The sequence below is a fragment of the Lysinibacillus sp. NPDC097162 genome (genome assembly GCF_044762185.1).
In the GTDB taxonomy this organism is placed as follows: Bacteria; Bacillota; Bacilli; order Bacillales_A; family Planococcaceae; genus Lysinibacillus.
Map to the genome: position 1 here is coordinate 754817 of NZ_JBIWDT010000001.1, position 24784 is coordinate 779600.

At 35.1% G+C, this 24784-nt stretch carries 22 protein-coding genes; 14 read left to right on the forward strand and 8 right to left on the reverse strand.

Annotation, left to right across the window (positions count from 1 at the left end; translation table 11 throughout):
- The first annotated feature begins 261 nt into the window (after positions 1 to 261).
- The 4 genes from ACIQXW_RS03650 to ACIQXW_RS03665 all read left to right on the forward strand — a co-directional run bounded on the left by ACIQXW_RS03650 (position 262) and on the right by ACIQXW_RS03665 (position 5448).
- Complete coding sequence (locus tag ACIQXW_RS03650; RefSeq protein WP_402759946.1) at positions 262 to 1635, forward strand: amino acid permease; 1374 nt, start codon at positions 262 to 264, stop codon at positions 1633 to 1635.
- A gap of 187 nt (positions 1636 to 1822) precedes the next feature.
- Positions 1823 to 3217 (forward strand): spore germination protein, encoded by a 1395-nt coding sequence (locus ACIQXW_RS03655; protein WP_401018690.1) that lies wholly within the window; start codon positions 1823 to 1825, stop codon positions 3215 to 3217.
- Between the two features lie 30 nt (positions 3218 to 3247).
- Entirely contained in the window at positions 3248 to 4339 is a 1092-nt protein-coding gene (locus tag ACIQXW_RS03660; RefSeq protein WP_340825150.1) for a GerAB/ArcD/ProY family transporter, read from the forward strand.
- Positions 4336 to 5448: a Ger(x)C family spore germination protein gene (locus tag ACIQXW_RS03665; RefSeq protein WP_401018688.1), complete on the forward strand. Its 1113-nt coding sequence runs from the start codon at positions 4336 to 4338 to the stop codon at positions 5446 to 5448. Before ACIQXW_RS03660 ends, ACIQXW_RS03665 begins: the two co-directional genes overlap by 4 nt.
- Positions 5449 to 5478: 30 nt before the next feature.
- Here ACIQXW_RS03665 and ACIQXW_RS03670 read toward each other — a convergent pair whose 3' ends face one another.
- Complete coding sequence (locus tag ACIQXW_RS03670; RefSeq protein WP_402759948.1) at positions 5479 to 5862, reverse strand: DUF5658 family protein; 384 nt, start codon at positions 5860 to 5862, stop codon at positions 5479 to 5481.
- Between the two features lie 115 nt (positions 5863 to 5977).
- Positions 5978 to 6739: a peptidoglycan editing factor PgeF gene (pgeF, locus tag ACIQXW_RS03675; RefSeq protein WP_340825146.1), complete on the reverse strand. Its 762-nt coding sequence runs from the start codon at positions 6737 to 6739 to the stop codon at positions 5978 to 5980.
- Positions 6740 to 6949: 210 nt separating this feature from the next.
- Here pgeF and ACIQXW_RS03680 point away from each other — a divergent pair, with 210 nt between their 5' ends.
- The 5 genes from ACIQXW_RS03680 to ACIQXW_RS03700 all read left to right on the forward strand — a co-directional run bounded on the left by ACIQXW_RS03680 (position 6950) and on the right by ACIQXW_RS03700 (position 12229).
- On the forward strand, positions 6950 to 7564 hold the full coding sequence (locus ACIQXW_RS03680) for a transmembrane-type terpene cyclase (protein WP_402759950.1): 615 nt from the start codon (positions 6950 to 6952) through the stop codon (positions 7562 to 7564).
- A 221-nt stretch (positions 7565 to 7785) separates the two neighbouring features.
- A complete protein-coding gene (locus tag ACIQXW_RS03685; RefSeq protein WP_340825144.1) occupies positions 7786 to 8268 on the forward strand; it encodes a DUF4358 domain-containing protein in 483 nt (160 codons plus the stop codon).
- 3 nt (positions 8269 to 8271) lie between these two features.
- Positions 8272 to 9657, forward strand: coding sequence for an MBOAT family O-acyltransferase (locus tag ACIQXW_RS03690; protein WP_402759952.1), 1386 nt, complete (start codon positions 8272 to 8274; stop codon positions 9655 to 9657).
- A 14-nt stretch (positions 9658 to 9671) separates the two neighbouring features.
- Positions 9672 to 10814 (forward strand): DHHW family protein, encoded by a 1143-nt coding sequence (locus ACIQXW_RS03695; RefSeq protein WP_402759954.1) that lies wholly within the window; start codon positions 9672 to 9674, stop codon positions 10812 to 10814.
- A gap of 806 nt (positions 10815 to 11620) precedes the next feature.
- Positions 11621 to 12229 carry a CAP domain-containing protein gene (locus ACIQXW_RS03700; protein WP_402759957.1) on the forward strand — a complete coding sequence of 203 codons (609 nt, stop codon included), beginning with the start codon at positions 11621 to 11623 and terminating at the stop codon, positions 12227 to 12229.
- A gap of 307 nt (positions 12230 to 12536) precedes the next feature.
- Here the strand turns inward: ACIQXW_RS03700 and ACIQXW_RS03705 are convergent, their stop codons facing one another.
- Positions 12537 to 15032 carry a winged helix-turn-helix domain-containing protein gene (locus ACIQXW_RS03705; protein WP_402759959.1) on the reverse strand — a complete coding sequence of 832 codons (2496 nt, stop codon included), beginning with the start codon at positions 15030 to 15032 and terminating at the stop codon, positions 12537 to 12539.
- 430 nt (positions 15033 to 15462) lie between these two features.
- Between ACIQXW_RS03705 and ACIQXW_RS03710 the strand changes: the two genes are divergently transcribed.
- Complete coding sequence (locus ACIQXW_RS03710; protein WP_402762430.1) at positions 15463 to 16428, forward strand: VanW family protein; 966 nt, start codon at positions 15463 to 15465, stop codon at positions 16426 to 16428.
- Positions 16429 to 16676: 248 nt separating this feature from the next.
- Here the strand turns inward: ACIQXW_RS03710 and ACIQXW_RS03715 are convergent, their stop codons facing one another.
- Together ACIQXW_RS03715 and ACIQXW_RS03720 are read right to left on the reverse strand one after the other, a co-directional pair.
- Positions 16677 to 17294 (reverse strand): HAD-IA family hydrolase, encoded by a 618-nt coding sequence (locus ACIQXW_RS03715; protein WP_402759961.1) that lies wholly within the window; start codon positions 17292 to 17294, stop codon positions 16677 to 16679.
- A gap of 201 nt (positions 17295 to 17495) precedes the next feature.
- Complete coding sequence (locus tag ACIQXW_RS03720; protein WP_402759963.1) at positions 17496 to 17876, reverse strand: GntR family transcriptional regulator; 381 nt, start codon at positions 17874 to 17876, stop codon at positions 17496 to 17498.
- A 233-nt stretch (positions 17877 to 18109) separates the two neighbouring features.
- Here ACIQXW_RS03720 and ACIQXW_RS03725 point away from each other — a divergent pair, with 233 nt between their 5' ends.
- The 3 genes from ACIQXW_RS03725 to ACIQXW_RS03735 are packed head-to-tail and all read left to right on the forward strand — an operon-like array spanning position 18110 to position 20038.
- A complete protein-coding gene (locus ACIQXW_RS03725) occupies positions 18110 to 18361 on the forward strand; it encodes a PLD nuclease N-terminal domain-containing protein (RefSeq protein ID WP_402759965.1) in 252 nt (83 codons plus the stop codon).
- Positions 18345 to 19253, forward strand: a complete 909-nt coding sequence (locus tag ACIQXW_RS03730; RefSeq protein ID WP_401018673.1) for an ABC transporter ATP-binding protein — start codon at positions 18345 to 18347, stop codon at positions 19251 to 19253. The genes ACIQXW_RS03725 and ACIQXW_RS03730 overlap by 17 nt, the downstream gene beginning before the upstream one ends.
- A complete protein-coding gene (locus ACIQXW_RS03735) occupies positions 19250 to 20038 on the forward strand; it encodes an ABC transporter permease (RefSeq protein WP_402759967.1) in 789 nt (262 codons plus the stop codon). The genes ACIQXW_RS03730 and ACIQXW_RS03735 overlap by 4 nt, the downstream gene beginning before the upstream one ends.
- Before the next feature lie 107 nt (positions 20039 to 20145).
- On the opposite strand, the gene ACIQXW_RS03740 is transcribed toward ACIQXW_RS03735, so the two are convergent.
- From ACIQXW_RS03740 to ACIQXW_RS03750, 3 genes are all read right to left on the reverse strand, one after another.
- On the reverse strand, positions 20146 to 20940 hold the full coding sequence (locus ACIQXW_RS03740; RefSeq protein ID WP_402759969.1) for a YibE/F family protein: 795 nt from the start codon (positions 20938 to 20940) through the stop codon (positions 20146 to 20148).
- A gap of 1 nt (position 20941) precedes the next feature.
- Complete coding sequence (locus tag ACIQXW_RS03745; RefSeq protein WP_402759970.1) at positions 20942 to 22063, reverse strand: YibE/F family protein; 1122 nt, start codon at positions 22061 to 22063, stop codon at positions 20942 to 20944.
- Positions 22064 to 22597: 534 nt separating this feature from the next.
- Complete coding sequence (locus tag ACIQXW_RS03750) at positions 22598 to 23080, reverse strand: MarR family winged helix-turn-helix transcriptional regulator (RefSeq protein ID WP_340826494.1); 483 nt, start codon at positions 23078 to 23080, stop codon at positions 22598 to 22600.
- A 157-nt stretch (positions 23081 to 23237) separates the two neighbouring features.
- On the opposite strand from ACIQXW_RS03750, the gene ACIQXW_RS03755 reads away from it, so the two are divergent.
- The gene (locus ACIQXW_RS03755; protein WP_402759972.1) at positions 23238 to 24770 is read left to right on the forward strand and encodes an MDR family MFS transporter; all 1533 of its coding nucleotides are present in this window, start codon (positions 23238 to 23240) and stop codon (positions 24768 to 24770) included.
- Positions 24771 to 24784 lie beyond the last annotated feature (14 nt).

Sequence of the window (24784 nt, forward strand, 5' to 3'; positions counted from 1 at the left end):
CTTTATTTTAACAATGAATGATAAATCTCACATGGAGTATTTTCGCTTATTCCTTGCTATAAGTGGACTTTAAGCGCCTTCAATTGTTTTGTATTAAAGCACATTACAACAAAGTTACGAGATAATACGCTTGCTGTTTTAATTCTACTATTAGCAAAAAATATGTTTTTCCTAAAAATACATTTGTATTTATCGGAAGAATTTATTATTATTTATAAAGTAAATTATCGAAGCAATATTAGTGGAAAGGGGCGTATACAAGTGGCAAAAAAAGAATTAAATAGAGGCTTGGAGGCACGACATATTCAAATGATTGCTCTTGGTGGTACCATAGGTGTAGGCCTATTTATGGGTTCTGCCAGTGCTATTCAATGGACTGGGCCATCCGTGCTCCTTGCATATGCTATATCAGGCATTTTTATATTTTTTATCATGCGTGCAATGGGTGAGATGCTTTATGTTGAGCCAAGTACGGGATCATTTGCAACATTCGGTTATAAATATATTCATCCATTAGCAGGTTATTTAACGGCATGGAGTAACTGGTTTCAGTGGGTTATCGTTGGGATGTCCGAAATTATCGCAGTCGGAACGTACATGCAGTATTGGTTCCCTGATTTGCCTGCGTGGATTCCTGGATTGATTGCCATGGTAATACTAGGTGTTGCCAACTTTGTTTCTGTTAAATCATTTGGGGAATTTGAGTTTTGGTTTGCGATGATAAAAATTGTCACGATTGTGTTAATGATTGTGGCGGGCTTTGGCCTAATCTTCTTTGGTATTGGCAATGGAGGCATTGCAATTGGTCTATCAAATCTTTGGGCCCACGGAGGCTTCTTTACTGGAGGATGGACAGGTTTCTTCTTTGCATTATCTTTAGTTGTTGCTGCTTACCAAGGAGTAGAACTTATTGGGATTACAGCGGGAGAAGCAAAAAATCCTCAAACAACAATTACGAATGCGATACAAAGTATTATTTGGCGCATTTTAATTTTCTATATCGGTGCAATTTTCATTATTGTAACGGTTTATCCGTGGGATGAGTTAGGGACTATCGGCAGTCCGTTTGTTGCTACTTTCGCAAAAGTGGGTATTACTGCAGCGGCAGGTATCATTAACTTTGTTGTGATTACAGCAGCTATGAGTGGCTGTAATAGCGGAATTTATAGCGCTGGGCGCATGCTTTACACTCTTGCTATGAATGGTCAGGCACCTAAGTTTTTTGCAAAACTTTCAAATAATGGTGTACCAATTCTAGGTACAGCTGGTGTGCTAGTTGGTTTAGTGGTTGGCGTTATTTTAAGTTACATTGCTCCAAAAAACCTATTTGTCTATGTTTATAGTGCTAGTGTACTGCCAGGGATGATTCCGTGGTTTGTCATTTTGATTAGTCAGATTCGTTTTAGAAAAATTAAAAGGTCACAATTGGAAAATCACCCATTTAAAACGCCTTTTGCTCCTTTAACAAATTATGCTACAATTGCGTTTTTAATAATGGTACTCATCGGTATGTGGTTTAATGAGGATACACGAGTTTCATTAATTGTAGGGATTATTTTCCTTATTCTTATTACACTTAGCTATTATGTGTTCGGTATTGGGAAAAGTCGATCTGAAAATAAGCATACAAAATAATAGAAAAGGATATATCTCTTACTCGAGATATATCCTTTTTTGTCATTACTAAAGAAACAATTAATACATATTTATTCAGAAAAAGGACAAACTACATGAATAATATGGTGATGGTTTATGCGAGGTACATATAAGCGTTAAATAGGGTGTGCCAATTTTATAAGTCTTATAAGAGGGGAGAAATGACATGGAAGAAAAAAAACAGCAAGCAATTGAAAAAATAAAGGAAAAGATACAAGAAATTGATGATGTTGTTATTAAAGAGATGGTTACAGATGCAGGGATTGTCACGATTTTTTATTTCTCCTCTCTTATCGAGAAAATGACATTACAATCGATGGTTTTCATTCCGCTTGTGAATCATGTTAATCAAATATTTCAAGTATCAGAATCAGTTGACTTAGAAGATATAGATGTAATTATACAAAAATTAAATGCTGGTCAAACTTTATTATTTTTCCACAAACCTGCTTTATTACAGGTAATTGATACGTATAGTGCCCCTACACGTTCGATAACGAATACGGAAACGGAGTCAACAGTTATAGGTCCTCAAGATGCTTTTACAGAATCATTAGAGACCAATATTTCATTAGTAAAAAGACGAATCCAAAATCCGATGTTAAAAAATGAAACGCGCACTGTAGGAACCGAAACAAATATTAAAATTTCAATTTTGTACATGGACAATATCGTAAATAAAGAAAATTTAGACAGGCTACGAGAGCGAATTGATAATTTACAATATCCTTTTTTTACAGATATATCAGAGCTCAAGCAGCTGATTGAAGATAATCCGTTATCTCCTTTCCCACAGCATTATATGAGCGTACGACCTGACAGTGTCAGTCAGTATCTTGTTGATGGAAGAATCGTTATTTTTATGGATAATAGCCAAGCAGCTATTGTTTGTCCGACATCCTTTTTCGAACTGTTTGTTTCTGTCGAAGATTATTATAACCGTTGGACAACGGCATCGTTGCTACGGATGCTTCGATTTTTCGGTTTTTTTATGACCATTATGATTACACCGATGTATATATCTGCTTTGACATTCCATCCTGAGATTTTACCATACGAGCTATTGTTAAACTTGCAGGAATCTAGAAGTAAAGTACCATTTCCACCACTAATAGAAGTTTTGTTTATAGAGCTAATTATTGAAGTGCTCCGCGAAGCTGGATCACGAATGCCTGCTAAAGTCGGGCAAACGATTGGTATCGTAGGAGGTATCGTTATTGGTACTGCGGCGGTTGAAGCTGGATTGCTTAGTAATATTTTAATTGTATTAGTTGCAACATCTGCCTTACTGTCATTCCTCCCTCCAATCTTTTTATTGAGTAATACAAGTAGATTTATTCGTTATATTTTTATTTTATCAGCAGGGCTTTTTGGATTATACGGGTTAATGCTCGCGTTTGCATGGCTATTTGCTCATTTATTACGATTAAATTCTTTAGGTACACCATATATGACTCCAGTTGTTCCTCGTAAAGCGAGAGATTTATTCGATGGTATTATTCGCTTTCCAATAAAATATTTAAACGAAAAGAAAGGTATTTCTAGAGCGCAAAAAAAATAAAAGCTGTTACAGAATTTGAGGTGGTTTAAGTTGAGTACAGATAAGAGCAAGAGGAAGCTATTAAATCCATATCATGTAGTTTTTTTGGCACAAAGCGTAATGATCGGTACTGGCATTCTCTCACTACCTCAGCAACTTAGTTCTTTAGGATATAGCCAGGCATTTATGCCACTGCTTTTTGGCGTTATTGCGAGTGTTACACTTTACCCAATGATTTGGATTAATTCAAAATATCCAAACGAAAACCTTTTCCGTATAAATGAAATTCTACTAGGTAAATGGTTAGGGAAATTTATCAACCTTTTTTTCGTTATTCAATTTATTATTTTTATTGCTGGGATTATTAGTAATTATATGCATCTCATTCAAAGTACTGCGCTTCAAGAGCAAACAATTACTGGACCTGTTTTGTGTTTTTTATTATTGCTTGTTTACATTGTTAGTGGAGGCATTAAATCTATTGCGAGATTTTGTATATTGACCTTTTTTCTAACGATTGGAATGGTATATTTTACACATTGGGCATTTGAAAAGGGCGATTTTAGTCATTTTCTACCTTTATATAATTTTTTTAGTGTGCACGACTTTTATGAAGCGATAAAAAGAGGTTATTTATCGATTTTAGGCTACGAGTTAATCATGTTTTATTTTCCTTACATTGTCGATCAAAAAAAAGCATACCGGCATACGTTAATAGGCATTTGGATAAGTATCCTAATTTGTTTTATCACAACAGCGATTAGTGTGATGTACTATTCTGAATGGCAGTTGGAAAATGTTGAATTCTCAGTATTAAATTTATTTAAAGCTGGAGAGTTTTCTTTTATTGAAAGGATTGATATTTTCGGCATTACATTATGGGTATTTTTAATATTATCTACGGTGGCTGCTTATTTATGGTGTGCGAAAAAAGGTGTAGATTCTTTACTATCTAAAAAAAGTAATGCTTATTTATATATTTTAGCAATAATTATTTTCTTTGTTGTTAAAATGCCTTTTTCAAGAGATTTTCAAGAAAAATTATTTTATGGTGCAAACTATGTTGCCTATATGTTAATTTTATGGCCCATTTTATTAATTATGGTTTATGCACTTCGAAAAAAGAAGCAGGTGCAATTATGAGCAAAAAACTTCTTTGTCTTATGCTTTTTTTACAGCTTTTATTTTTGGTTGCTTGTTCAGAACGAGAAAAAAAAGTACCACTTGAAGATGTCGGTATGGTTGGTATTATCGCCTTTGATTATATAGATAAGGACAGTATGAAACTAACCGTCGCAATTCCCCAATATTCACCTGAAGCACAACGGAGTACACAGACTTTTACGGTCGTCACGGACCTCGTCTCAAATGGTATTGTCGAAATAGAAAAGCTTTCAGACAAAAAAATTGTTTTTAATCAATTACGTGTAGTGTTGTTTAATGAGGAGTTTGCACGTCAGGGTAATGTGCGAAAAGTAATTCAACATTTATACCGAAATGCCGAAGTCGGTAATAAAGTACTTATTGCGATTGTGAAGGAAAAGGGAGAAGAAATGCTGAAATATAATTATCCTGATAAACCGAATATTAATTTTTATTTAAATGATTTATTGCAACCAAGCATTAATACAGCATTTAATCCTAATACAAACATTCACGATTTTATGTATACAATTACTAATCCTGTGTATGATCCTATTATTCCGTTTGTTGATAAAAACAGCGATAAAATTGAAATAAAAGGAATTGCCGTCTTTAAAGGTAACCAAATGTTTGAATTAATAAATCCAAAAGAGGCACTTATTATCCAAGCAATACAAGGAAGAAAAAACCTTGCCCCATTGGATATTACTATGGAACAGGGACATGGCAAAGAAAAACTATTAATTGACTTAGTTGAAAATGATGTGCACATAAAGAGCAATAAAAGTATGACTTCACCCAAGCTCACTATATCAATCGAGATAAAAGGAACATTAAGTGAGTACAAAGGCGAAAGAGAAAATGATTTATTTACAACGGAAAGTTTAGCGGAATTAGAAAAAGATGTAAATAAAGAGCTAGAGCAAGATATTAAAAAGTTTTTAAATAAACTTAATGAATGGCAAGTAGATCCAAGTGGTATTAGTGAATATTTCCGAATGTACTATTACGGAAAATGGACCATTGAAAAGAAGAGGGAAATCGTTAGTAAAGTAGCAATCGATGTTCATGTGAAAACATCAATCATTAGTACAGGAACATTAAAATAATCTTCTTTTCAAAAAGCAAGGAAATTAAGTTTAAAGCACTATTAGCCAATACAAATGAATGCTAAAAATAGCTAAGTAAAGGATGAGAATCCCCGATAAACAGATTGTGTATAGTTTTTGAAAACGAGTGCCGCTCAGTCTATAAACTAAATAGGATAGATAGGAAATGGATAATGACAGCATCATTTTCACTGTTAAAAACAACGCAGGGCTTGAAACCCATAAGAAGTTCATAATCGGGTTTAACTCTTCAATTTTATTGTGAAGTAACCCAAAGTGTGTCGCAATACCATCAAATATATTTAAAAACGAAATGACCAAGCTAAGTAAAATAATATATGAAATATGAATTATTATTCCTCCTATACAATAATGAACTTGAAAACCAAGGGACATGTTATATAGGATAGCCATTTTCTGTGCAGTTTAAAAAATGAGGATATGTGAAAATACCATATAGAAGGAAAGGCAATTTATCATGATTAAAATTGTGATAAATTGCCTTTTGCATGTTAGTGGTATGAGGTCCTTATGATTTTTGCATAATAAAGCTCAAATGTCTGCCACACTTTTTATCTTGACGGTAGGAGAAACCTTCGTCACTAAGAAATGTGCACGTATTATCAATTGTAATTTGATGTGACGGAATGCCTGCAAGCTCACATTGCTTTTTCACAGTTTGTTGGTTATCGATGTGATACTTATTTGTTTGAGCATTGTAATACATAAAATCATCCGCATAGCCTAGACGATTAAATTGTTCGTAGACATCGGCATCTACTTCAAATTTCTGTTGGCTAAGAGCCATGCCAATTTGCACGTGGAAATCTTGAGGGCTACATTGCTCTGTCTCTATTAAATGCTGGAAGAGTTTGACTGTCACTTCTTTGACTGTCCCTTGCCAGCCTGAATGAATAACACCGATAACACCATGACGATTATTATAAAAAATGACAGGTACACAATCAGCCGTAAAACTACAAAGCATTAAATCCTTTTCAAAAGTATAGAGCGCATCAGTGTTCGCAATGGCTGTATCTTGTCGCAGTGCCCCTAACCCTTTATCGGCTAACGTCGCTCGATGAAAATTAGCACTGTGTGTTTGTTGCGTACAAATAAAATCATTTACATCACAGTGTAAGGTTGCCGCTAAATTTTTTCGATTGATTACTACATCATCTGGGCTTGTGCAAACGTGTAGTGCCATATTGTTTTGTTCGAGTTCCGTACTATCTTTTAAGGTAGTTCCTGCTATGAACTGCTCATTGTTGTAATAAATTTTAGTTTTCATATCATCACCCCGTTTAACTATATCGAATTGAATTGCCAATGTATAGCTTATGCAACGTGCATCTTAACTTACAGGCTAATTGACTGTGCGCTGTATTTTTACTTGTATAAAATTGTACCTCTTACAACTGACATAATAGATTCATTACTAGTCATACAGTAACAAAGAAGAGGTTGCATTCTATCAAGTAAATTTAAAAGGAGCGTGTTTATGAGTCAATATTATTTTCTATTTATTTGCCAATTAGGCATGGGACTATTTTGGATTTTGACATACATACTTATAATTAAACGTAGCTTTCAAGATGAGAAATATGGTATGCCAATGGTTGCAATATGTGCCAATATTTCATGGGAATTTATCTTTACATTTATTTATCCGCAAAATGATTTACAAGGTGTTATTTCGTTTATATGGTTTGTACTCGATCTTGTCATTATGTGGCAATATTTAATATACGGGCGCAATGAATATAAAAAAAAGATTTCATCAAAACTTTTTTATACTTCATTCCTATTTACACTTATCGTAAGCTTTTTAATAATTATTTCACTCTCGCAAGAACTACATGATATGGAAGGAAAATACACGGCATTTGTGCAAAATTTAATGATGTCTGGACTATTTATCGGTTTATTGCTAGGGAGGGGAAGTTTAGCCGGGCAATCGATGTCCATTGCTGTTTGTAAAATGATTGGGACGTTATTTGCTGCCGTCGGTTTCTTTATATATTTTAGAACCCCATTCATTACGATCACCTCTATGGCAACCTTAATGTACGATTTACTGTATATTGCTTTAGTTTATCGACTATCGAAAAAATGAATTTAAACATGAAAATGGTACATCGGAAACATCTCGATATACCATTTTTTTATGGATATTTTTACATAGATAACTGGGTAGAGATAAGTATTTCCTGTTAAAAAAAGTATAATTATTTTGCAAAACGCAAAAAATTATAAAAGAAAACAATTTTTTATGTAACGTAAGTAGATGATCCACGTCTACTCCCATTGAATCACAATAAAAAAGGAGTTTTTAACATGAAAAAAACAATAATGATACTATTAACGGCTATGCTTGCCATAGTAATTTCGGCTTGCTCTGGAGATAAAGGGTCAACAATTGAAGTAAAACAGTCTGCAAAGGAAATGGCAGACCAAATGTTAGAAAAAGTAGAGCAACCTGTTTTAATGGAATTATCTGCAGAAGAATTAAAGGATCTATACAATATTGATGCGGCAAAGCTTGAGGATTATTCAGTACGAATCCCAATGATGAATGTTAAATCAAATGAAATTGCTATATTCAAAGTAAAGGACGCTAAGGATATCCCAGACATCGAAGCGGCAGTAAAACAACGTGCAGAAAATGTCCAAAAACTATTTGAACAATATTTACCAGATCAATACGAAAATGCTAAAAACTACAAACTAATTACAAAAGGAAATTATGTACTACTAGTGATTTCTGATAGTGCCGACGAGCTGATAAAAGTTTACGATAGCTTCTTCGAAACAAAATAGCACATGGTATTTAGTAGCCTGCTCTTTCTATTCGTATTTTTGCCAATAGTGCTAACGCTTTATTATTGCTCGCCTCGGAAAATTCGAAATTTAATTTTATTTTTAATGAGTTTAATTTTTTATGCATGGGGCGAACCAGTTTATATCGTTATTATGCTAGTGTCTACGCTGACAGATTATAGTTTCGGTTTGTTATTAGATAAGCCAAATATGTCGTCAGTCAAAAGAAAGGGCATTGTTGTATGCTCTATTATTGTCAATTTAATGCTGTTATCTTATTTTAAATATGCAGATTTTCTTATTCACAATGTGAATGCGTTATTTGGCACGGATATTCCGTTAACTGAACTTCCTTTGCCAATCGGCATATCCTTTTATACGTTCCAATCCATGTCTTATATTATTGACGTCTACAGGGGAACAGCTAAAGCACAGCGGAACTGGATTGATTTCGGTACGTTTGTCGCACTGTTCCCACAATTAGTCGCTGGCCCAATCGTGACATATAATACGATTGCCCAACAACTCCAGCATCGTGCAGAAAGTATAAGTATGTTTGCAGAAGGTGTGCAGCGCTTTGTTATTGGCTTAGCGAAAAAGGTGCTACTTGCAAATAATATAGGCTTACTTTGGGACACGATTTCTAGCTCGAATGTAGAAACGATGCCAATGCTGACAGCTTGGTTAGGAATTATTGCTTTTGCCTTCCAAATCTATTTTGATTTTAGCGGGTATTCTGATATGGCGATTGGACTTGGCTTAATGTTTGGTTTTCGATTTAATGAAAATTTTAACAAGCCATATATTGCCCAAAGCATTACTGACTTTTGGAGAAGGTGGCATATTTCACTGAGCAGCTGGTTCCGAGATTATGTATACATTCCACTTGGTGGCAATCGCAGAGGATTAGCTATACAAATGCGCAACATTTTAATCGTTTGGCTACTTACAGGCTTTTGGCATGGAGCGAGTTGGAATTTTATCTGGTGGGGGCTGTATTTCGGCGTCATCCTTATTGTTGAAAAATGGTGGGGGCTATCATTACTTTCTCGCCTACCACGTTGGACAAGACATTTATACGCTATTTTCCTAATTTTAATTGGATGGGTATTGTTTGCTTTCGATCAACCATCTTTAATAGGAGCCTATTTGGCTGCGATGTTCGGATTCAATGGGCAATCACTTTGGAATAATGACACTGGGTACTATTTTTATACGAATGTAGTGCTACTATTCGTATTAATCATTGCCTCAATACCGATGAAATTATGGAAGAAAACGAGTGAGTTATCATTAGTCCAAATTGCTTGGTACGGCTTATTGTATTTTCTTTCTGTAGCTTATTTAGTCGACGCTACGTTTAATCCATTTTTATATTTTCGTTTTTAAGGAGGTAGCCAAATTTGAAGCAAAATGCAGAGCGATTATTAGTTTTTGGTTTTGTCGGTACGATGCTGTTCTTTGCTCTTCTATTTTTCATTTTGCCTCATCAGCGCTTCTCTGAACTGGAAAATAGATATTTACAAGGAGCACCACGTTTAACCTGGGATGATGTATTGTCGAAAAAATATGCCGAGGAAGTGGAGCGTTTCGTCACAGACCATTTCCCATTTCGGGACAAATGGTTGTGGTTGAAATCAGCCACAGAAAAAGGCCGCTTGCAACAAGAGAATAATGACATCTACCAAGGGAAAGACGGCTATTTATTCGACAAGTTTACAGAACCAGATAATACGAAAGTGCAACAAGATATAAATGCAGTAAAGCAATTCGCCTATAAGCATCCAAAAGTGAACATGACATTTTTGCTTGCACCGACATCAATTGGGCTTTATCCAGAGCGCTTACCGTGGTTAGCTCCAACGTATCCTCAAAAGAAAGTCAATCAATTAATAGAAGGGCAATTGCACAATGACTTAACGTTTATCAATGGTTTTGATTTTTTAGAGCCACATGCAACTGAAACCATTTACTACCGTACGGACCATCATTGGACGACATATGGAGCCTATTTAGCGTATGTTGCGTATGCAAAGCAAATGGGGTGGGAGCCTCTTTCACAGAGCGATTTTTTAATTAAAAACGTTAGCAATTCATTTCTTGGAAGCTATCATACTCGAAGTCAATTCACGAATGTAACGCCTGATCAAATTCAAGCTTATATTCCACGTAAGCAAGTAAAGACAGAGATGTATATCGCAGATTCTAATCAAACCTTCACTACAATGTACGATACAAACTTTCTTAAGAAAAAGGATCAATATTCTTATTTCTTAGGAGGAGTACATGCGCTTATGAAGCTTACGACAAAGCTTGACCCACAGCAGATAGAACAACAGAAGCTTTTAGTCATCAAAGACTCTTATGCTCATAACGTCATTCCATTTTTGACAAATCATATCCCTGAAATACATGTCATCGACCTGCGCTACTATAACGGTAATATAACGCAGTATATGAATGAAAATGGTATTGAAGATGTTCTGCTGTTGTTTAATACAACAACCTTCGTTGAAGATACTTCCATTTCCAAAATAAATAAATAAGAAAAAGTGCCAAGAAAAAGTGCCAGTCACTCAAACAATTAGAAGGTAACGATATGGATGGTGTCTTTGCAAAGTGTCAGGCACTCAAACAATTTTGAATAGCCAAGTAAAAATCCACGAAGACTCCTGGGGGAACGCACGAAATGTAAGCCGCAACAAACCGCGCATACGCGAGGGTTGCGGCTTACAATAATGTGCCCGCGGTAAGCGAAGTGGATTTTTACGTTTTAAGAAGCGGATATGATACTAGGTGCATGCCTATGCGAGTGTCAGGCACCCAAACAATTAGAAGGTAACGATATGGATGGTGTCTTTGCAAAGTGTCAGGCACTCAAACAATTTTGAATAGCCAAGTAAAAATCCACGAAGACTCCTGTGGGAACACACGAAATGTAAGCCGCAACAAACCGCGCATACGCGAGGGTTGCGGCTTACAACGTGCCCGTGGAAAGCGAAGTGGATTTTTACGCTTTAAGAAGCGGATATGATACTAGGTGTATACCTATGCGAGTGTCAGGCACTCAAACAATTAGGCATTCAAACAATTTATTTTCTATTTATTGGGTATTAAATGAATGAAAAGGCATTAATTCTACTAAAAATCTTGTAGTAATATATTCCTGTTACAATTATATTTCAAATTTATTACTAAAAAGTTGAGAGAAAAGACCGTTAATCTGGCAATCTATTCGTCAATTATTTCAGATGTAATACAACTGTAAAAATCCTTCCAAATATTTAGTGATGAATAATGTTGCAAAACTATTTACCATGAATATAGAGCAAAACAGGAAGGAATGAATTACATGTTTAAAAAAGTAAAAAAAGCCGCGATGGCATCCGTATTATCAGTATCATTATTAGTACCAATCAGCGCAATGGCAGCTGATTCATATACAGTAGTAGCAGGTGATTCTCTTTGGAAAATTGCCATAAACACTCAAACAGGCGTACAGGAGCTAATTGATGCAAATCCTCAACTAGCAAATCCTGATCAAATTAACGTAGGACAAAAAATTAATATTCCAACAAATGAGCAAGCATCTGTAGAACAAGAAGTAGTTAAACTTGTCAATGCAGAACGAGCAAAAGCAGGACTTCCAGCATTAAAAGAAGATTGGGAGCTTTCAAGAGTAGCAAAATATAAATCTCAAGACATGCATGATAAAAACTACTTCGATCATACAAGCCCAACATATGGCACACCATTTACAATGATGAAAAACTTCGGTATTACGTATAAATCAGCTGGAGAAAACATTGCCAAAGGTCAAAAATCAGCTACTGAAGTCGTAAATGCTTGGATGAATAGTGAAGGACATCGAGCAAATATTCTAAACAAAAGCTATACACATATTGGTGTAGGCTTTGTGAAAGATGGTAACTACTGGTCTCAAATGTTTATTCAAAAATAATAAAAAAGAACTGTTCCAACGTAATAGGAACAGTTCTTTTTTTTGTACATTAACTAGTTGCTCAATCTTCGTTGCATATTCATCTGCTACAATTTTAGCACCCATACTATTAAAATGAATTCCATCTAATGTTAAATGGAGTCCGCGCTTTTTAGAAAGTTGATTAATGCGAGAAGCTTTTTTATAAAAAAGTACATCCTTTAAGGAAATTAAACAGAAATTTTCATTATTTCTCCAAAGATCCTTAAACAAAACTAAAAAGAGCAACTAACAACAATCAATAGCTGTCAGATGCTCATTTTCATATTTACTTTTTTGTGTGGAGGATTGCCTGTGTGCGGGATTTGACACCTAGTTTTTGATAAATAGTAGATAAATAAACGCGAACAGTTCCATCTGATAAATTCAGCATCTTCGCAATTTCTCGATTGGTGACACCATTGGCTAAAAGATCGAGCAATTCCATTTCACGTGGTGTCAATATTTCGTTACGAACGACACTTGTTGTGCAACTTTGAAGATAATTGAAATAATAATCTGGGTAAGGATTCCATTTTAATGCATACGACTCTAATTGAAAATATTGCTCTAGAAGGGGGAGTAGCTCCTTCTCATCTAATAACGTCCGAATATAATAATATTTTGCTGCTAATTGTAACATTTCATGTAAAATATCTAATGCGATAGAAGTATTTCCTAAACGATGCTGGCAAATAACCTCTAGCACTGTCGCTTCTATAATCGTTGCGATTTGCTCATCTTGCTGAGCCTTCGTTTTAACTTGAATGATAAAAGATAATGCATCGTTTAGCTCGCCCTTTAATAACAGTAAACGAGCATAAACTAGCTGCCAAAATGGTTGCTTCGTTTTTGTTGCCTGTAATAGCATCTCTGCATTTCGACTATCTCCATCAACTATAAAACAATAAGCTTGCATAATTTGAATGGAAGTTCGCCAATGTTTTTCCGAAACATCTTCTAATACTTGTGCTAGCATCGCACGGGCTGTATTTGCTTGTTGTTGATGTGTGTAAATTTTTGCTTTTAATAAATACATAGGAATAAATAAACCAGCATCTTGATGATGATGGCCTAAACCAATGGCTATTTCAAGCTCCTTTTGAGCATATTCTATTAAACTTCGTTCGTATAAAGATTCAGCAGCGACCCCATAGCTAAATGCTGTAACATTTGCAGTTTGTAACGATGTTTCTCGAAAAAGTTTCCCAACAGCTTCGCCATCTTCCATTATTTGAAGTTTCCCTTTTGAGCCGATACTAGTGCGAGACAGTTTGTATTCGAAAATATTATAAGGAATCGGAACGTTATCCCAACGTGAAGGAGCAGGTCCTTTAGCAAGCAGATTGCGCATAATTTCTTCAACTAACTGTAAATTTCCACCAGAAGCGACAATAGCATATGCTTTAGCACTTTCATATATATATGCCATCGCAGCATGCTCTTCTTGCTCCATCCAATGTTCTACATGTTGTCGCATTTCAAGCTCCTCCATAAGGGAAGTAGCTATTTTTGTATCCATTGTTGTAATAGAGGTTAGGAAGCCGATAACAAGCATTTCATATGGAACGATATAGTGAGCACTCCGAAGTTGATGTAACCAGCGCATGTATGTTGTTGTTTGTCCCGAAGCGTAGAGCTGTACAAGATGTTCTGTTATCCATGAAGCTGCTTGTTCATATTGTTCATATTTAAGTGCTAGCTCAATGGCAGAATTATAATTTCCCTGCTTGTAAATAGAATGAGCAACTTCTTGGACAATCAATTGTACTTGCTGAACTGAATATTGTTTGTTTAGTTCTAATTGTAAAGCTTCAGCAAATAAATGATGGTAGCGGAAAACAGGCTTTTTTGATTGCAGACGAATGATAAATAGACCTTTTACTTCTAAATTTTCTAACAATTCAAGGCTATTCGATTGCTTTGTGAGCTGGTCACATATAGCAGGTTCTAGCTCGTGCAGTAAAGATGTCTGTATGAGAAACTTTTGTGTTGTTGACGGAAGGTTTTGAATAATTTCTTGCCATAGAAACTCAGAAATAAACGGCTGCGCGATATGATCGAACGCGTCCACCTGTTGTTCATTCGCCAAGCGCGTTAACAATAATCCAGCTACCCATCCTTCTGTTTTGTCTAAAACATTTTGTAAATGTTGTTGATTTAGTGGAACTGCATGTTTGCAGGAAAAAAATTGCTTAGTTTCTTGCAACGTAAAGCGTAAATGATCCACATTGAATTCTTGTAGCCATTGTTTAACACGCCACTTAGCAGTAGGGAGTGCAAGTGCTGTCCGAGTCGTAATATATATGTGTGCCTCAGAAGGTAAGTACTCTATGAACTGAGTCATAAGTTGATGAATTGCGGGATTATCAATTACATGATAATCATCTAATACAATATGTATTGGTTTTGCTAAAGCATTGAGTTCTTCCAAAAATGAATTAATAAAAAATTCAAGTGTTGCTAAGTCTTGAGCATGTAATAGTGGAGCAAGTATTTGATCTATATTGCATTGATAAGCTTTGGCAACGGCATGCACAGCATAAGTCCAATAACGAATCGGATCATTTTCAGCAGCATCAAGTGAAACCCAAGCCACAGCTTCCTTACTATTTTCAAACCAGCTGCTTAGTACAGTTGTTTTCCCATAGCCTGCTGGAGCACGTAAAATCGTTACTTTTTTATAAGTATGAAGTCGTAAAAGATCAAATAATTGTTTTCGCTCAATTAAATTAGGTGCGTTGAGAGGAATCGTTAATTTAGAAGATAATAGTGTAGTAGGCATCCTTTCTACCTCCTTTTCAAAATTTAGGATAATGATGTAATTAATTTTACTACAAGTTTCAGCATTATTACGAATGTTAATAGTCCTAACCATAACTTTGTTCGTTGACTTTTTCTATATATAATAGTAGAAACATGCGACTTTACGACACAGTAAATGACGAACATTTAATTTTGAACAATTCATCACTCTACAAAAGCGAGCATCTACTCAATTTTTATGGAGAGTTTTCTAATCGGTTAGATTATGTAAAATGAATAAAAATTACACCACTATAGATTGGTTAGTTACCTAGTTCTCCATAGTTTATATACAATTATTTAAGCAACTACCAATAAAAATGCATGAAAAGAAACACACTATCCTTACTAGTCGAATAAGATGTTGCTGTAAGTAAGTTAGAGGTAGGTGTTTGAACTTGAAGAGATGGATGGCTGTACTTTGTTTAGGATGTACTATTGTTTTGGCTGGTTGTCAAGAAAAATTAGAGAACGAACAAATTGAAACTGACGATGTAAAGCAGCCAGTGACGTACACGGAGGACAAGGAGCAGGAAGCTGGACCTGTCGTGGTTGAAATTGTTGATCCGCAATCTTTGGAAATCATCCACATCATATCACCACAGGAACTAGGCTATGAAACAGACCCTGAATCGTATAAAAAGAAAATTGAACAATTTGCACAGCAGTTAGCAAGAGGAACAGATACAGTAGTTGGTTTAGATAAGCGAATGGTACTCGACAAATTGGATGATAATGGTGGGATTATTAAAGGCAGTCCATTGATGATTTTAAAAGAAAGTGAATTGGTTGAAAGGGTGCTAGCTGCATCTGCAACGGGGGGCAAGGTAGAAATGCCATTGTATATTACAGAAAGTGGCTATTATCTTGAAGACATACCGTATTTAGAGGATGTTGTTGTGGCTTCTTATTCAACATACTTTAATTCATCAGATGCAGGAAGAAACAAAAATATTGAACTTTCAGCAAAGGCCATCAATAATGTTATTGTTGGGAGCGGGGATACTTTTTCTTTTAATACTGTCGTTGGACCTAGAGATGAAGAAAACGGTTATCAGCCTGCACCTGAAATTATTAATAAAAAACTTGTCATGGGCATCGGTGGGGGGATATGCCAAACTTCCTCAACGTTGTTTAATGCAGTCGATCAATTACCTATAAAATTCGTCGAGCGACATCATCATTCATTAGATGTTGGCTACGTCCCAAAGGGTAGAGATGCAACGGTGTCGTACGGTGGATTAGATTTTAGGTTTCAAAACACGAGTGATGTACCATTTTTGATAAAGGCGACCTATGGAAAAGATTTTTTAACAGTAGAAGTGCGAACATCAGAAAAATACCAAGCGGTTTTAAAAAAGCTTACAACTCAATAGAAAGCTAATCACGTGGGTAGCTTTGACGACAGCAGGCATCAAGAAATTTAATCTTGCTGCCTGTTATTTAGTTATTGGAGTAGAGGACGGCGACTCCTTTACGCAAACAAATTGCAACGTACCATATGCTGAGCGGAAAACGCTAGCCCGTAGCGGAAATAACAAAATTAAATGAAAAAAGTATGTAGACACTTTTGAAGAGGTGTCTTTTTTGCGAGTGCAAGGATATCTGAAATTTGTTACTTGCTTCAAATGATATTTAATATTTCTGCTGGAGAAAATACTTTGTAATCAGGCTCTTCGGATTGAATAACCTCTATTGCGTCATATCCCCAATCAACCCAAATAATTGGAATACCAACTTTTTTGCATGCGATGATATCACGTTGCTCATCACCAACATATAACACGTCTGATCTTTTGATGTTCGATTCTTTTAAATATTTTTTAATTACTTTATCCTTTCCAAAAATACGGCTAGAGCACAGTACTTCGGAGACTTGGTCAATGCCATTCATGTTTAAAAATTCCAAAATATTGTCTTTTGAATTAGAGGAGATAATCGCGATTGTATAACCTTTGCTTTCAATTTCCTTTAAAACATCTTTCATACCATGAAATAGATGAACTTCTTTTAATGACTGTTGATATAATCGGTAAAATTGAGGAAGTATAATAGGTAGCTTGTGTAGGGGGAAGTTAAATAATTTACTTCGTTCAGTAATTGATATTTTTTTTAGTGAATCAATATCCTCTAACTGTACTTCCTTAAATTCATATTTTTTCGCGATTATGTTCCATACAGAGGCGAGCACTGCTGTGGAATCTGCAAGTGTTCCATCAAAATCAAATATTATATGTTTCATTGTATTTTTTCTCCTTTAAGTTGTAGTTGGATTTATCATTATTATTTAGATGTATGTTTTAAATACATATAATCATTCGTTCATAATGACATGAATGCAGAAAAAAAGAAACAGATAATGAGTTTTTCGTGTAGAGGACCTTGTGCATACATATTTGCAAATATTAAAAAACTTGTAAGAGAAGAAATGCAATACAATTATTTAATCCAATTCATCTAAAATTTTTGTGATAGTTTGACTAATTTTTTTCTTATTAAATCCCATTACATAAGCTTCCATCATAACGTTTTTTATAGAAAGTTCAAAATTGTGTAGTTTAGATTCTTCTATTACCTGATTTGAGCTAGCGATAACTTTTGCTTTTACTCGATTCTCCATCTTTATAATCCCTTTTTTCTCAAGTTCATGATAGCTTTTTGAAACTGTATGTATGTTTATTCCTATATCTTTCGCCATATTTCGAACAGAAGGAAGACTATCATTGTGTTGAATTTGGCCTTTTGCAATAAGTTCAATAATTTGATTTACGACTTGTTTATAAATTTGCAATTGGCTACTTGTATCTATCTTCATTTGTAACATCGTAACCCCCTATAAAAATAATGTCCCTTGCTTGGATTTCGTTTTTTTTTGAAGAAAAATGTAGTTAAACATGTGTTAGGGTAAATAAATTATTCGTTTTGATAATATTATCATTATAGATAATAATGAATGGTAACATAAAATGAAAGCAATAAAAAGATGCAATTCCAAAAAATGTGTGTTATTGTTATCATTATCAGTAATGATAATATAAATGAAAAGGAGAATTTTTAATGAAACTTCACTATGGGTTAAATGAATTGAAGGATATCGATTGGTTGGCAGTACTACAGATTGCATTACCGTTTATGGTGGTTGGACTCATTCTTATTCTAATTGCACTGTTTGATTTGTATCGGCACCGTAAGACAAGGGCAAATGTTCTTTTATGGGCAATAGTTATCTTATTTTTTAATACCATTGGACCCATTTTATATTTCACTATTGGACGAAAAGGAGAAAAAGCTTATGAAGTTAGAAATTAAAGATGTCACAAAAAACTTTAAAACAAAGACAGCAGTCAATAACTTTACTATGGAAGTTGAAACTGGTCAGTGTGTGGGACTCATAGGGCCAAACGGCGCTGGAAAGTCTACGTTAATTAAAATCATTGCAGACATCTTATATGCAGATAAAGGCGAAGTACTTCTAAATGGGAAAAAAATTTCAAATATGAAAAAAGAAATAGGTTATCTTCCACAATACCCTGACTTTTTCCATTGGATGACAGCCAAAGAAACACTCTTCTTTATGGGACAGTTATCAGGTATAGCAAAAGAAAAACTTATTGAGGAAGTACCAGCAATATTAAAAAAAGTTGGATTATTTAACGAACAAAATGAGAAAGTCCAAACATTTTCTGGGGGAATGAAGCAGAGATTAGGCATTGCCCAAACGCTTTTACATAAGCCATCTTTTATTGTCATGGATGAGCCTGTTTCGGCATTAGATCCAATAGGTAGGAGAGAGGTTTTAAATTTAATTCAAGAAATTAAACATGAAACGACTATTTTATTATCAACTCACATTTTAGGTGATGCAGAAGAAATCTGTGAACGATTTGTTATCATGAAACAAGGAAAGAAAATCGAAGATACGACATTAGATAAATTATTAACGCACAATAATGAATCGGTTGTTCATCTTGAAATAGCATCTGAAAACATGCTTTGGGTGCAATTAGTTGAAAAGCTTCCATATGTGAAAAATGTAGAAGTAATCGGAAAAAGAATGAAAGTTACCCTTGAAAATGTTCAGAAAAATAAAGATATGTTACTCCGTGATGCGCTGGAAAACAAGATTGATATTGTTCGATTTGAAGTTGGAAGCAGTGAGACGTTAGAAGAAATCTTTTTAAAAATGGTGGTGAGTGTATGACGCCTTTTTATATTTTAACTAAAAAAGAATATGTACAAATGTTTCGTGACTTTAAAGTTATTTGGTTACCTCTTGCTTTTATGTTTTTAGGCGCAACGCAACCGGTTGTTACATACTATTTACCATCAATTTTAGCCTCGCTTGGAGGAAATCAAGGCATTACGATTGACCCTTTAATGATTCAGCAGGATGGAGCGCAGGTAATGGCCGCAACTCTTGGTTCGCAATTCGATCAGTTGGGCATTATGATTGTTGTCATTTCTATGATGGGCATCATTCAGTCAGATAAAGCAAATGGAATGCTTGATTTTATTCTAACAAGACCTGTAAAAGTAGGTTCATACATCGGTGGAAAGCTTTTTTCTAATTTCTCAGTTGTAGCTATTAGTGTGACATTTGGATATGTTGTATCTTACGTTTATGTAAATTTTTTGTTTAATAATATTTCATTTCTTGATATGATACTAGCCATTGTTTTTTATCAATTATGGGTTCTTTTTATGATTTCTTTTACTTCGATGGTGAGCACTATTTTTAATGGACAGGGCGTTATCGCTTTAATTAGTATCGTTTGCTTGTTTATTTTTAAAATAATTAGTGGCGTACATCCAATAATTGATTTATTAAATCCTGCAGGAATGAGTCAACATGCAATGATGGTATTAATAACGGGTTCAGTCGATTCGCATTTATACGGCAATATGTTAATTACTTTCATATGGATTTCTTTAACCGTAACGATTTCGCACTATTGGATTTCAGAAAAGAAATATCATAAAGATTAATATACAAGGAGGAGGAAACTACGAGTCCAATAATCCAAAAGCATTAGTTAGTTTGCTCTTAGTATCATAAAACAACGACATGAAAATTTTAGAAAAAAAAGTGCCAGTCACTTTGAGTGACTGGCACTTTCTTGTGCACGTACTTTTTCTCGAGTTTTGACTAAATAATAGGCATTAACAGAAGATGCGATGGGGATAATGGCAGCTATGCCGATTCCCGCACAAAAAATTGTGATGAGCTCAGTGCTGAACACTTTAGAGTTGATGATTTCGCCAATCGAGTAGTTTAAATCTTTAAACCATATTAAAAGTCCTAAATAACCACCGAAAAAAGCGAAAAATAGCGTATTTGTATCCGTTCCTAAAATATCTTTCCCAATGCTTAAGCCTGATGTGAACAATTTTTTTCTGCTAATAAGAGGGTTGTGGTGAAAAATTTCATGCATGGACGAAGCGATGGAAATGGCGACGTCTAAAATGGCTCCAATTGTACTCATAATAATTACAGAAGCGCCAATTTGAACAAAGTTAACACCAATATAAAGTGAAAAGATACTAATTTCCTCTGTAGATTCTTCTCCAAACCCTTGAATCATAGACTTCTCTGTGACAACCACAATAAAAAAGAGAAGTATAACAATGGTAATCATCGTCGAAATAAATGCGGTGATTGTTTTGCTATTCTTTTCATTAATATAAAATAGGCTAATCCAACTAATGATTGTGCAGGCAATAAATGTTAAAACGATGGGGCTGTTTTTAGGATTAGTCATTAAAAAAATCGTTACAAAGAGCACCCCAAAATTTAAAAATAGAGAAAGAAAAGAGCGTACCCCTTTTTTTCCACCAATAACGATCATTAATATAAATAAAATAGCTGCTAGCCACACTAATACATTCATATCAATTTACCCTCTTTCGTTTAATGAAAAAAATAGAAGTATAAAGACTGATAGGGATTGTTAAGACAACGCCAATACCACCGGCTAGAGCACGAGCTAATTCTAATGAAAGATTCATGGAAAGTGTTAGCCCTAGCGTAGACGAATTTTTTAAATATAAAATAAGCATAGGGATGGAACCGCATATATACACAAAAAACAAAATACTCGTAATTGTGCCCATCACATCTTTCCCAATATCAAGCCCTGAAACTTTTAAAGCTTTGTCAGAAATGGATGGATCTTGTTCATACAAAGCAAACATGGAAGAAGCCATAGTAATTGAAACATCCATTACAGCCCCTAATGCCCCGATAAATAAACCAGCCATAAAAACCATGCGATAAGGACGCGTTAGAAATTGCATTTCCTCGTATCGAAGGCCATTTTCAGATGTAATCCACAATACGAAAAAGCTAATAAGTAATGAAATGAACGTTCCTAAAAGTGTTGCCAGCATTGCCGCATAGGTTTTTTCATTTAATCCATTTATGAGTATCAATGAAACACCGGTAAATAGCAGAACACATACACCGCTAACGAATAACAAGCTGACGTTAGCGTGCTTTACATATAAATCCAATGCAAATGATAATATAAGTGCATTAACAATCAAACTGATTATTGAAAATAGCCCCTGTCTTTTGCCAACAATTAATAAGGCGAAAATAAAAATCCACGCAACGATTAATACGTATTGATCGCGCTTTACGTCTAAAATCGAACCTGTTAATTGCCCTTTTTGAGCTTTGTCTGCCTTTATAGAAACAAAAAGTTTGTTTCCGACCTTGTATTCGTGATCAAAAGCGCCAGAGGAAGAATACTCATTTGTTAAATGAATAAGTTGACCTTTGGCTTCTCCATTTTTCACTAATGCAGTTATTTGCTGCGTAAATAATTGATCATCATTACTATACATATCTGATATAGGTGTTGAATCTTCCAACTCTGTTTTTATCACTTCCGCAATTGGCCGCTCATAAAAGGATTCATTGTGAGAAACAAATAAAACGGAAGCCACAAAGCACAACGCTAATAGGATATAGAATAAAATCCGTTTTTTATGAGAAATAGTAGTAAACAATAAAAAACCTCCAATGAGGGGAATTTGACTATGTTCGTAGCAAGTGAAGTGTCCGTTGTACTGAAGCTGCGTTGAACAATGACTCACATTAACATTCCTATTTTTCTATGTCAAGGCTGGTCAAAAGTAGTCACGTAGGAAGTAACGCTCTTAACCATTTAAGGTTTCCCTTTTAAGATAAAGGAACATGCCGTCTATGATGGTTTGACGGTGGCATCCGTTGAATATTTAGTTATATTGACTTGCACGTATCATTTTTAGTCATTCCACTGAATATGTAAAAACATTCAGATAAAATTACATTGAATGTCTGTCATGAAACTGGGAGGGAAGTGACAAGCTATACAAAAAATGTGACCGTGTTATAGGGATGGCGTACATTATACATTCATCATAATGCGAATACTAATAACATGGAATTGTTCTTCCACTGTTCCTTTTAAAAGGAGTGAGGTTGCCGAAGGAGGGTTTAGTAAAGAAAACAGGACGATAACCACAATTATTTCACAATCGGCATATCGTCCTGTTTTAGTTTTAACGAATCGTTTTTGTTGAAGATTTGCTTTGTGTAGAAGAACTGAGAAGTTGTATTTGCTCTTCTAGTACTGTACTTGCGTTTTGTAAAAACTGTGAAATGAGAGCAAGCTCTTCTTGCTTGTAGGATGAAGCTAGTTGAAGCATGGCTTGGTGAAGTGACTCATACGTATGACGAATTTCTTCTTTCGATTCATATTCAGGGACTATAATGACCCTGCGACGATCATTAGGGTCATTTTCTCTACGCACATAACCGATTTTTTCAAGGCGATCAACTAATGCCGTAATGCTACCTGTAGCAAGGCCCGTTTTTTTTGAAAGCTCTCCGGCAGTAATTGGACCAGTTTCACGCAAAATATCCAAAGAAATAAAATCATTATTGTATAGCCCAAGAGATGCGGCCACATTTTGCTGGTGTAATATTGTACGAGTTCCTAGCCCGCGCATAAGTGAAGTGAAATGTTCACGTGGATCAGTCATTTGATTTTCTTGATTGCTTGACAAAAGATAAGCCTCCTTTTAGACTATTAATATCTTGATGGTCGAGATATTAGATGGTCAAGATATTTGATGAGTGTGTAATTGTTTACGTGTTCATTCTAGCGAAGGTATTAATAATTTGTAAAGGGGTTTCTAAATGGAAGCATCGAAAAGTAATAGTAATACAAAATTAGTAGTGGCAGGTTTACTTCTTGCCATTTTTATGTCAGCAATTGACAATACAATTGTTGCGACTGCAATGGGAACAATCGTATCGCAACTTGGAGGCATGGACAAATTTGTTTGGGTTACTTCTGCTTATATGGTAACAACAATGGCTGGTATGCCTATTTTCGGTAAGTTATCCGATATGTATGGAAGAAAAAGATTTTTTATTTTTGGTTTAGGTGTTTTTTTACTTGGTTCGGCTCTTTGCGGTTTCGCTCATACAATTGAGCAACTTAGCATTTTCCGCGCGATTCAAGGGATTGGTGCAGGTGCGCTAATGCCAATCGCATTTACAATTGTATTTGACATCTTTCCACCAGAAAAACGAGGGAAAATGGTAGGGCTACTTGGCGCTGTATTCGGTATCGCAAGTGTTGTAGGTCCACTTTTAGGCGCTTATATTACAGATCATTTTGGTTGGGAATGGGTTTTTTATATTAACTTGCCAATCGGTATCGTTTCATTAATGCTTATTATAAAAAATTATAAAGAATCCCCTGTTCTTACTAAACAGAAAATCGATTGGTGGGGAGCGGCTACACTTGTATTCGCTGTTATTAGTCTTATGTTCGCATTGGAGCTAGGTGGTAAACAGTTCGATTGGAGTTCTGCGCCGATAATTTCATTATTTATCAGTTTCGCTGTGTTCTTTATCGTGTTCTTTTTTGTAGAGCTGAAAGCAGAAGAACCAATACTTCCTTTCTTCTTATTTAAACGTCGATTATTTGCCTCTTCGCAAATGTTAGCGTTCTTATATGGTGGTACTTTTATTATTTTAACAGTATATATACCAATTTATGTGCAAGCTGTATATGGTGCTTCCGCTACGAATGCAGGACTAATTTTGATGCCAATGATGTTGGGGTCTGTTGCAGGAAGTGCTTTTGGCGGTATTTTCTTAACGAAAATAAGCTATCGAAACTTAATGGTTATTTCAGTAATATCTTATTTTGCAGGTATGTTTTTACTAAGCACACTTACGCCAGATACGGCTCGAATACTTCTTACGCTGTATATGATTCTCGTAGGCTTTGGCATGGGCTTCTCTTTCTCATTATTACCGACAGCTTCACAGCATAATTTAGATGCTCGTTATCGCGGTACTGCAAATTCAACAAATTCGTTTCTTCGTACGCTAGGTATGACGATGGGCATTACAATCTTTGGCACAATTCAAAACAATGTATTTACTAGTAAGCTAACAGAAGGTTTCAAAAATATGGGGCAAGGATCAAATTCTGCAATGTTTGATGTTGGCGATATGAGAGAAATTTTTGAACCTAGTGTACGCGAAAATATCCCTGCAAACATTCTTGATATTATTGTGAATGCTATGTCTAACTCTGTGACACATGTGTTTCTTCTTGCACTCATTCCTATTGTTATTGCAGCCATTTTCGTTTTCATGATGGGTAACTCTCGAGTGATTGTTACAGCTGAAAAAGACAACAAGGAAAATTAAATAAAATATCGTAA

Coding starts and splice junctions, on each gene's coding strand:
- ACIQXW_RS03655 (WP_401018690.1), top strand. CDS start 1,823: ATGGAAGAAAAAAAACAGCAAGCAATTGAAAAAATAAAGGAAAAGATA.
- ACIQXW_RS03665 (WP_401018688.1), top strand. CDS start 4,336: ATGAGCAAAAAACTTCTTTGTCTTATGCTTTTTTTACAGCTTTTATTT.
- ACIQXW_RS03670 (WP_402759948.1), bottom strand. CDS start 5,862: ATGGCTATCCTATATAACATGTCCCTTGGTTTTCAAGTTCATTATTGT.
- pgeF (WP_340825146.1), bottom strand. CDS start 6,739: ATGAAAACTAAAATTTATTACAACAATGAGCAGTTCATAGCAGGAACT.
- ACIQXW_RS03680 (WP_402759950.1), top strand. CDS start 6,950: ATGAGTCAATATTATTTTCTATTTATTTGCCAATTAGGCATGGGACTA.
- ACIQXW_RS03685 (WP_340825144.1), top strand. CDS start 7,786: ATGAAAAAAACAATAATGATACTATTAACGGCTATGCTTGCCATAGTA.
- ACIQXW_RS03690 (WP_402759952.1), top strand. CDS start 8,272: ATGGTATTTAGTAGCCTGCTCTTTCTATTCGTATTTTTGCCAATAGTG.
- ACIQXW_RS03700 (WP_402759957.1), top strand. CDS start 11,621: ATGTTTAAAAAAGTAAAAAAAGCCGCGATGGCATCCGTATTATCAGTA.
- ACIQXW_RS03705 (WP_402759959.1), bottom strand. CDS start 15,032: ATGCCTACTACACTATTATCTTCTAAATTAACGATTCCTCTCAACGCA.
- ACIQXW_RS03710 (WP_402762430.1), top strand. CDS start 15,463: ATGGCTGTACTTTGTTTAGGATGTACTATTGTTTTGGCTGGTTGTCAA.
- ACIQXW_RS03715 (WP_402759961.1), bottom strand. CDS start 17,294: ATGAAACATATAATATTTGATTTTGATGGAACACTTGCAGATTCCACA.
- ACIQXW_RS03720 (WP_402759963.1), bottom strand. CDS start 17,876: ATGTTACAAATGAAGATAGATACAAGTAGCCAATTGCAAATTTATAAA.
- ACIQXW_RS03725 (WP_402759965.1), top strand. CDS start 18,110: ATGAAACTTCACTATGGGTTAAATGAATTGAAGGATATCGATTGGTTG.
- ACIQXW_RS03730 (WP_401018673.1), top strand. CDS start 18,345: ATGAAGTTAGAAATTAAAGATGTCACAAAAAACTTTAAAACAAAGACA.
- ACIQXW_RS03735 (WP_402759967.1), top strand. CDS start 19,250: ATGACGCCTTTTTATATTTTAACTAAAAAAGAATATGTACAAATGTTT.
- ACIQXW_RS03740 (WP_402759969.1), bottom strand. CDS start 20,940: ATGAATGTATTAGTGTGGCTAGCAGCTATTTTATTTATATTAATGATC.
- ACIQXW_RS03750 (WP_340826494.1), bottom strand. CDS start 23,080: ATGACTGATCCACGTGAACATTTCACTTCACTTATGCGCGGGCTAGGA.
- ACIQXW_RS03755 (WP_402759972.1), top strand. CDS start 23,238: ATGGAAGCATCGAAAAGTAATAGTAATACAAAATTAGTAGTGGCAGGT.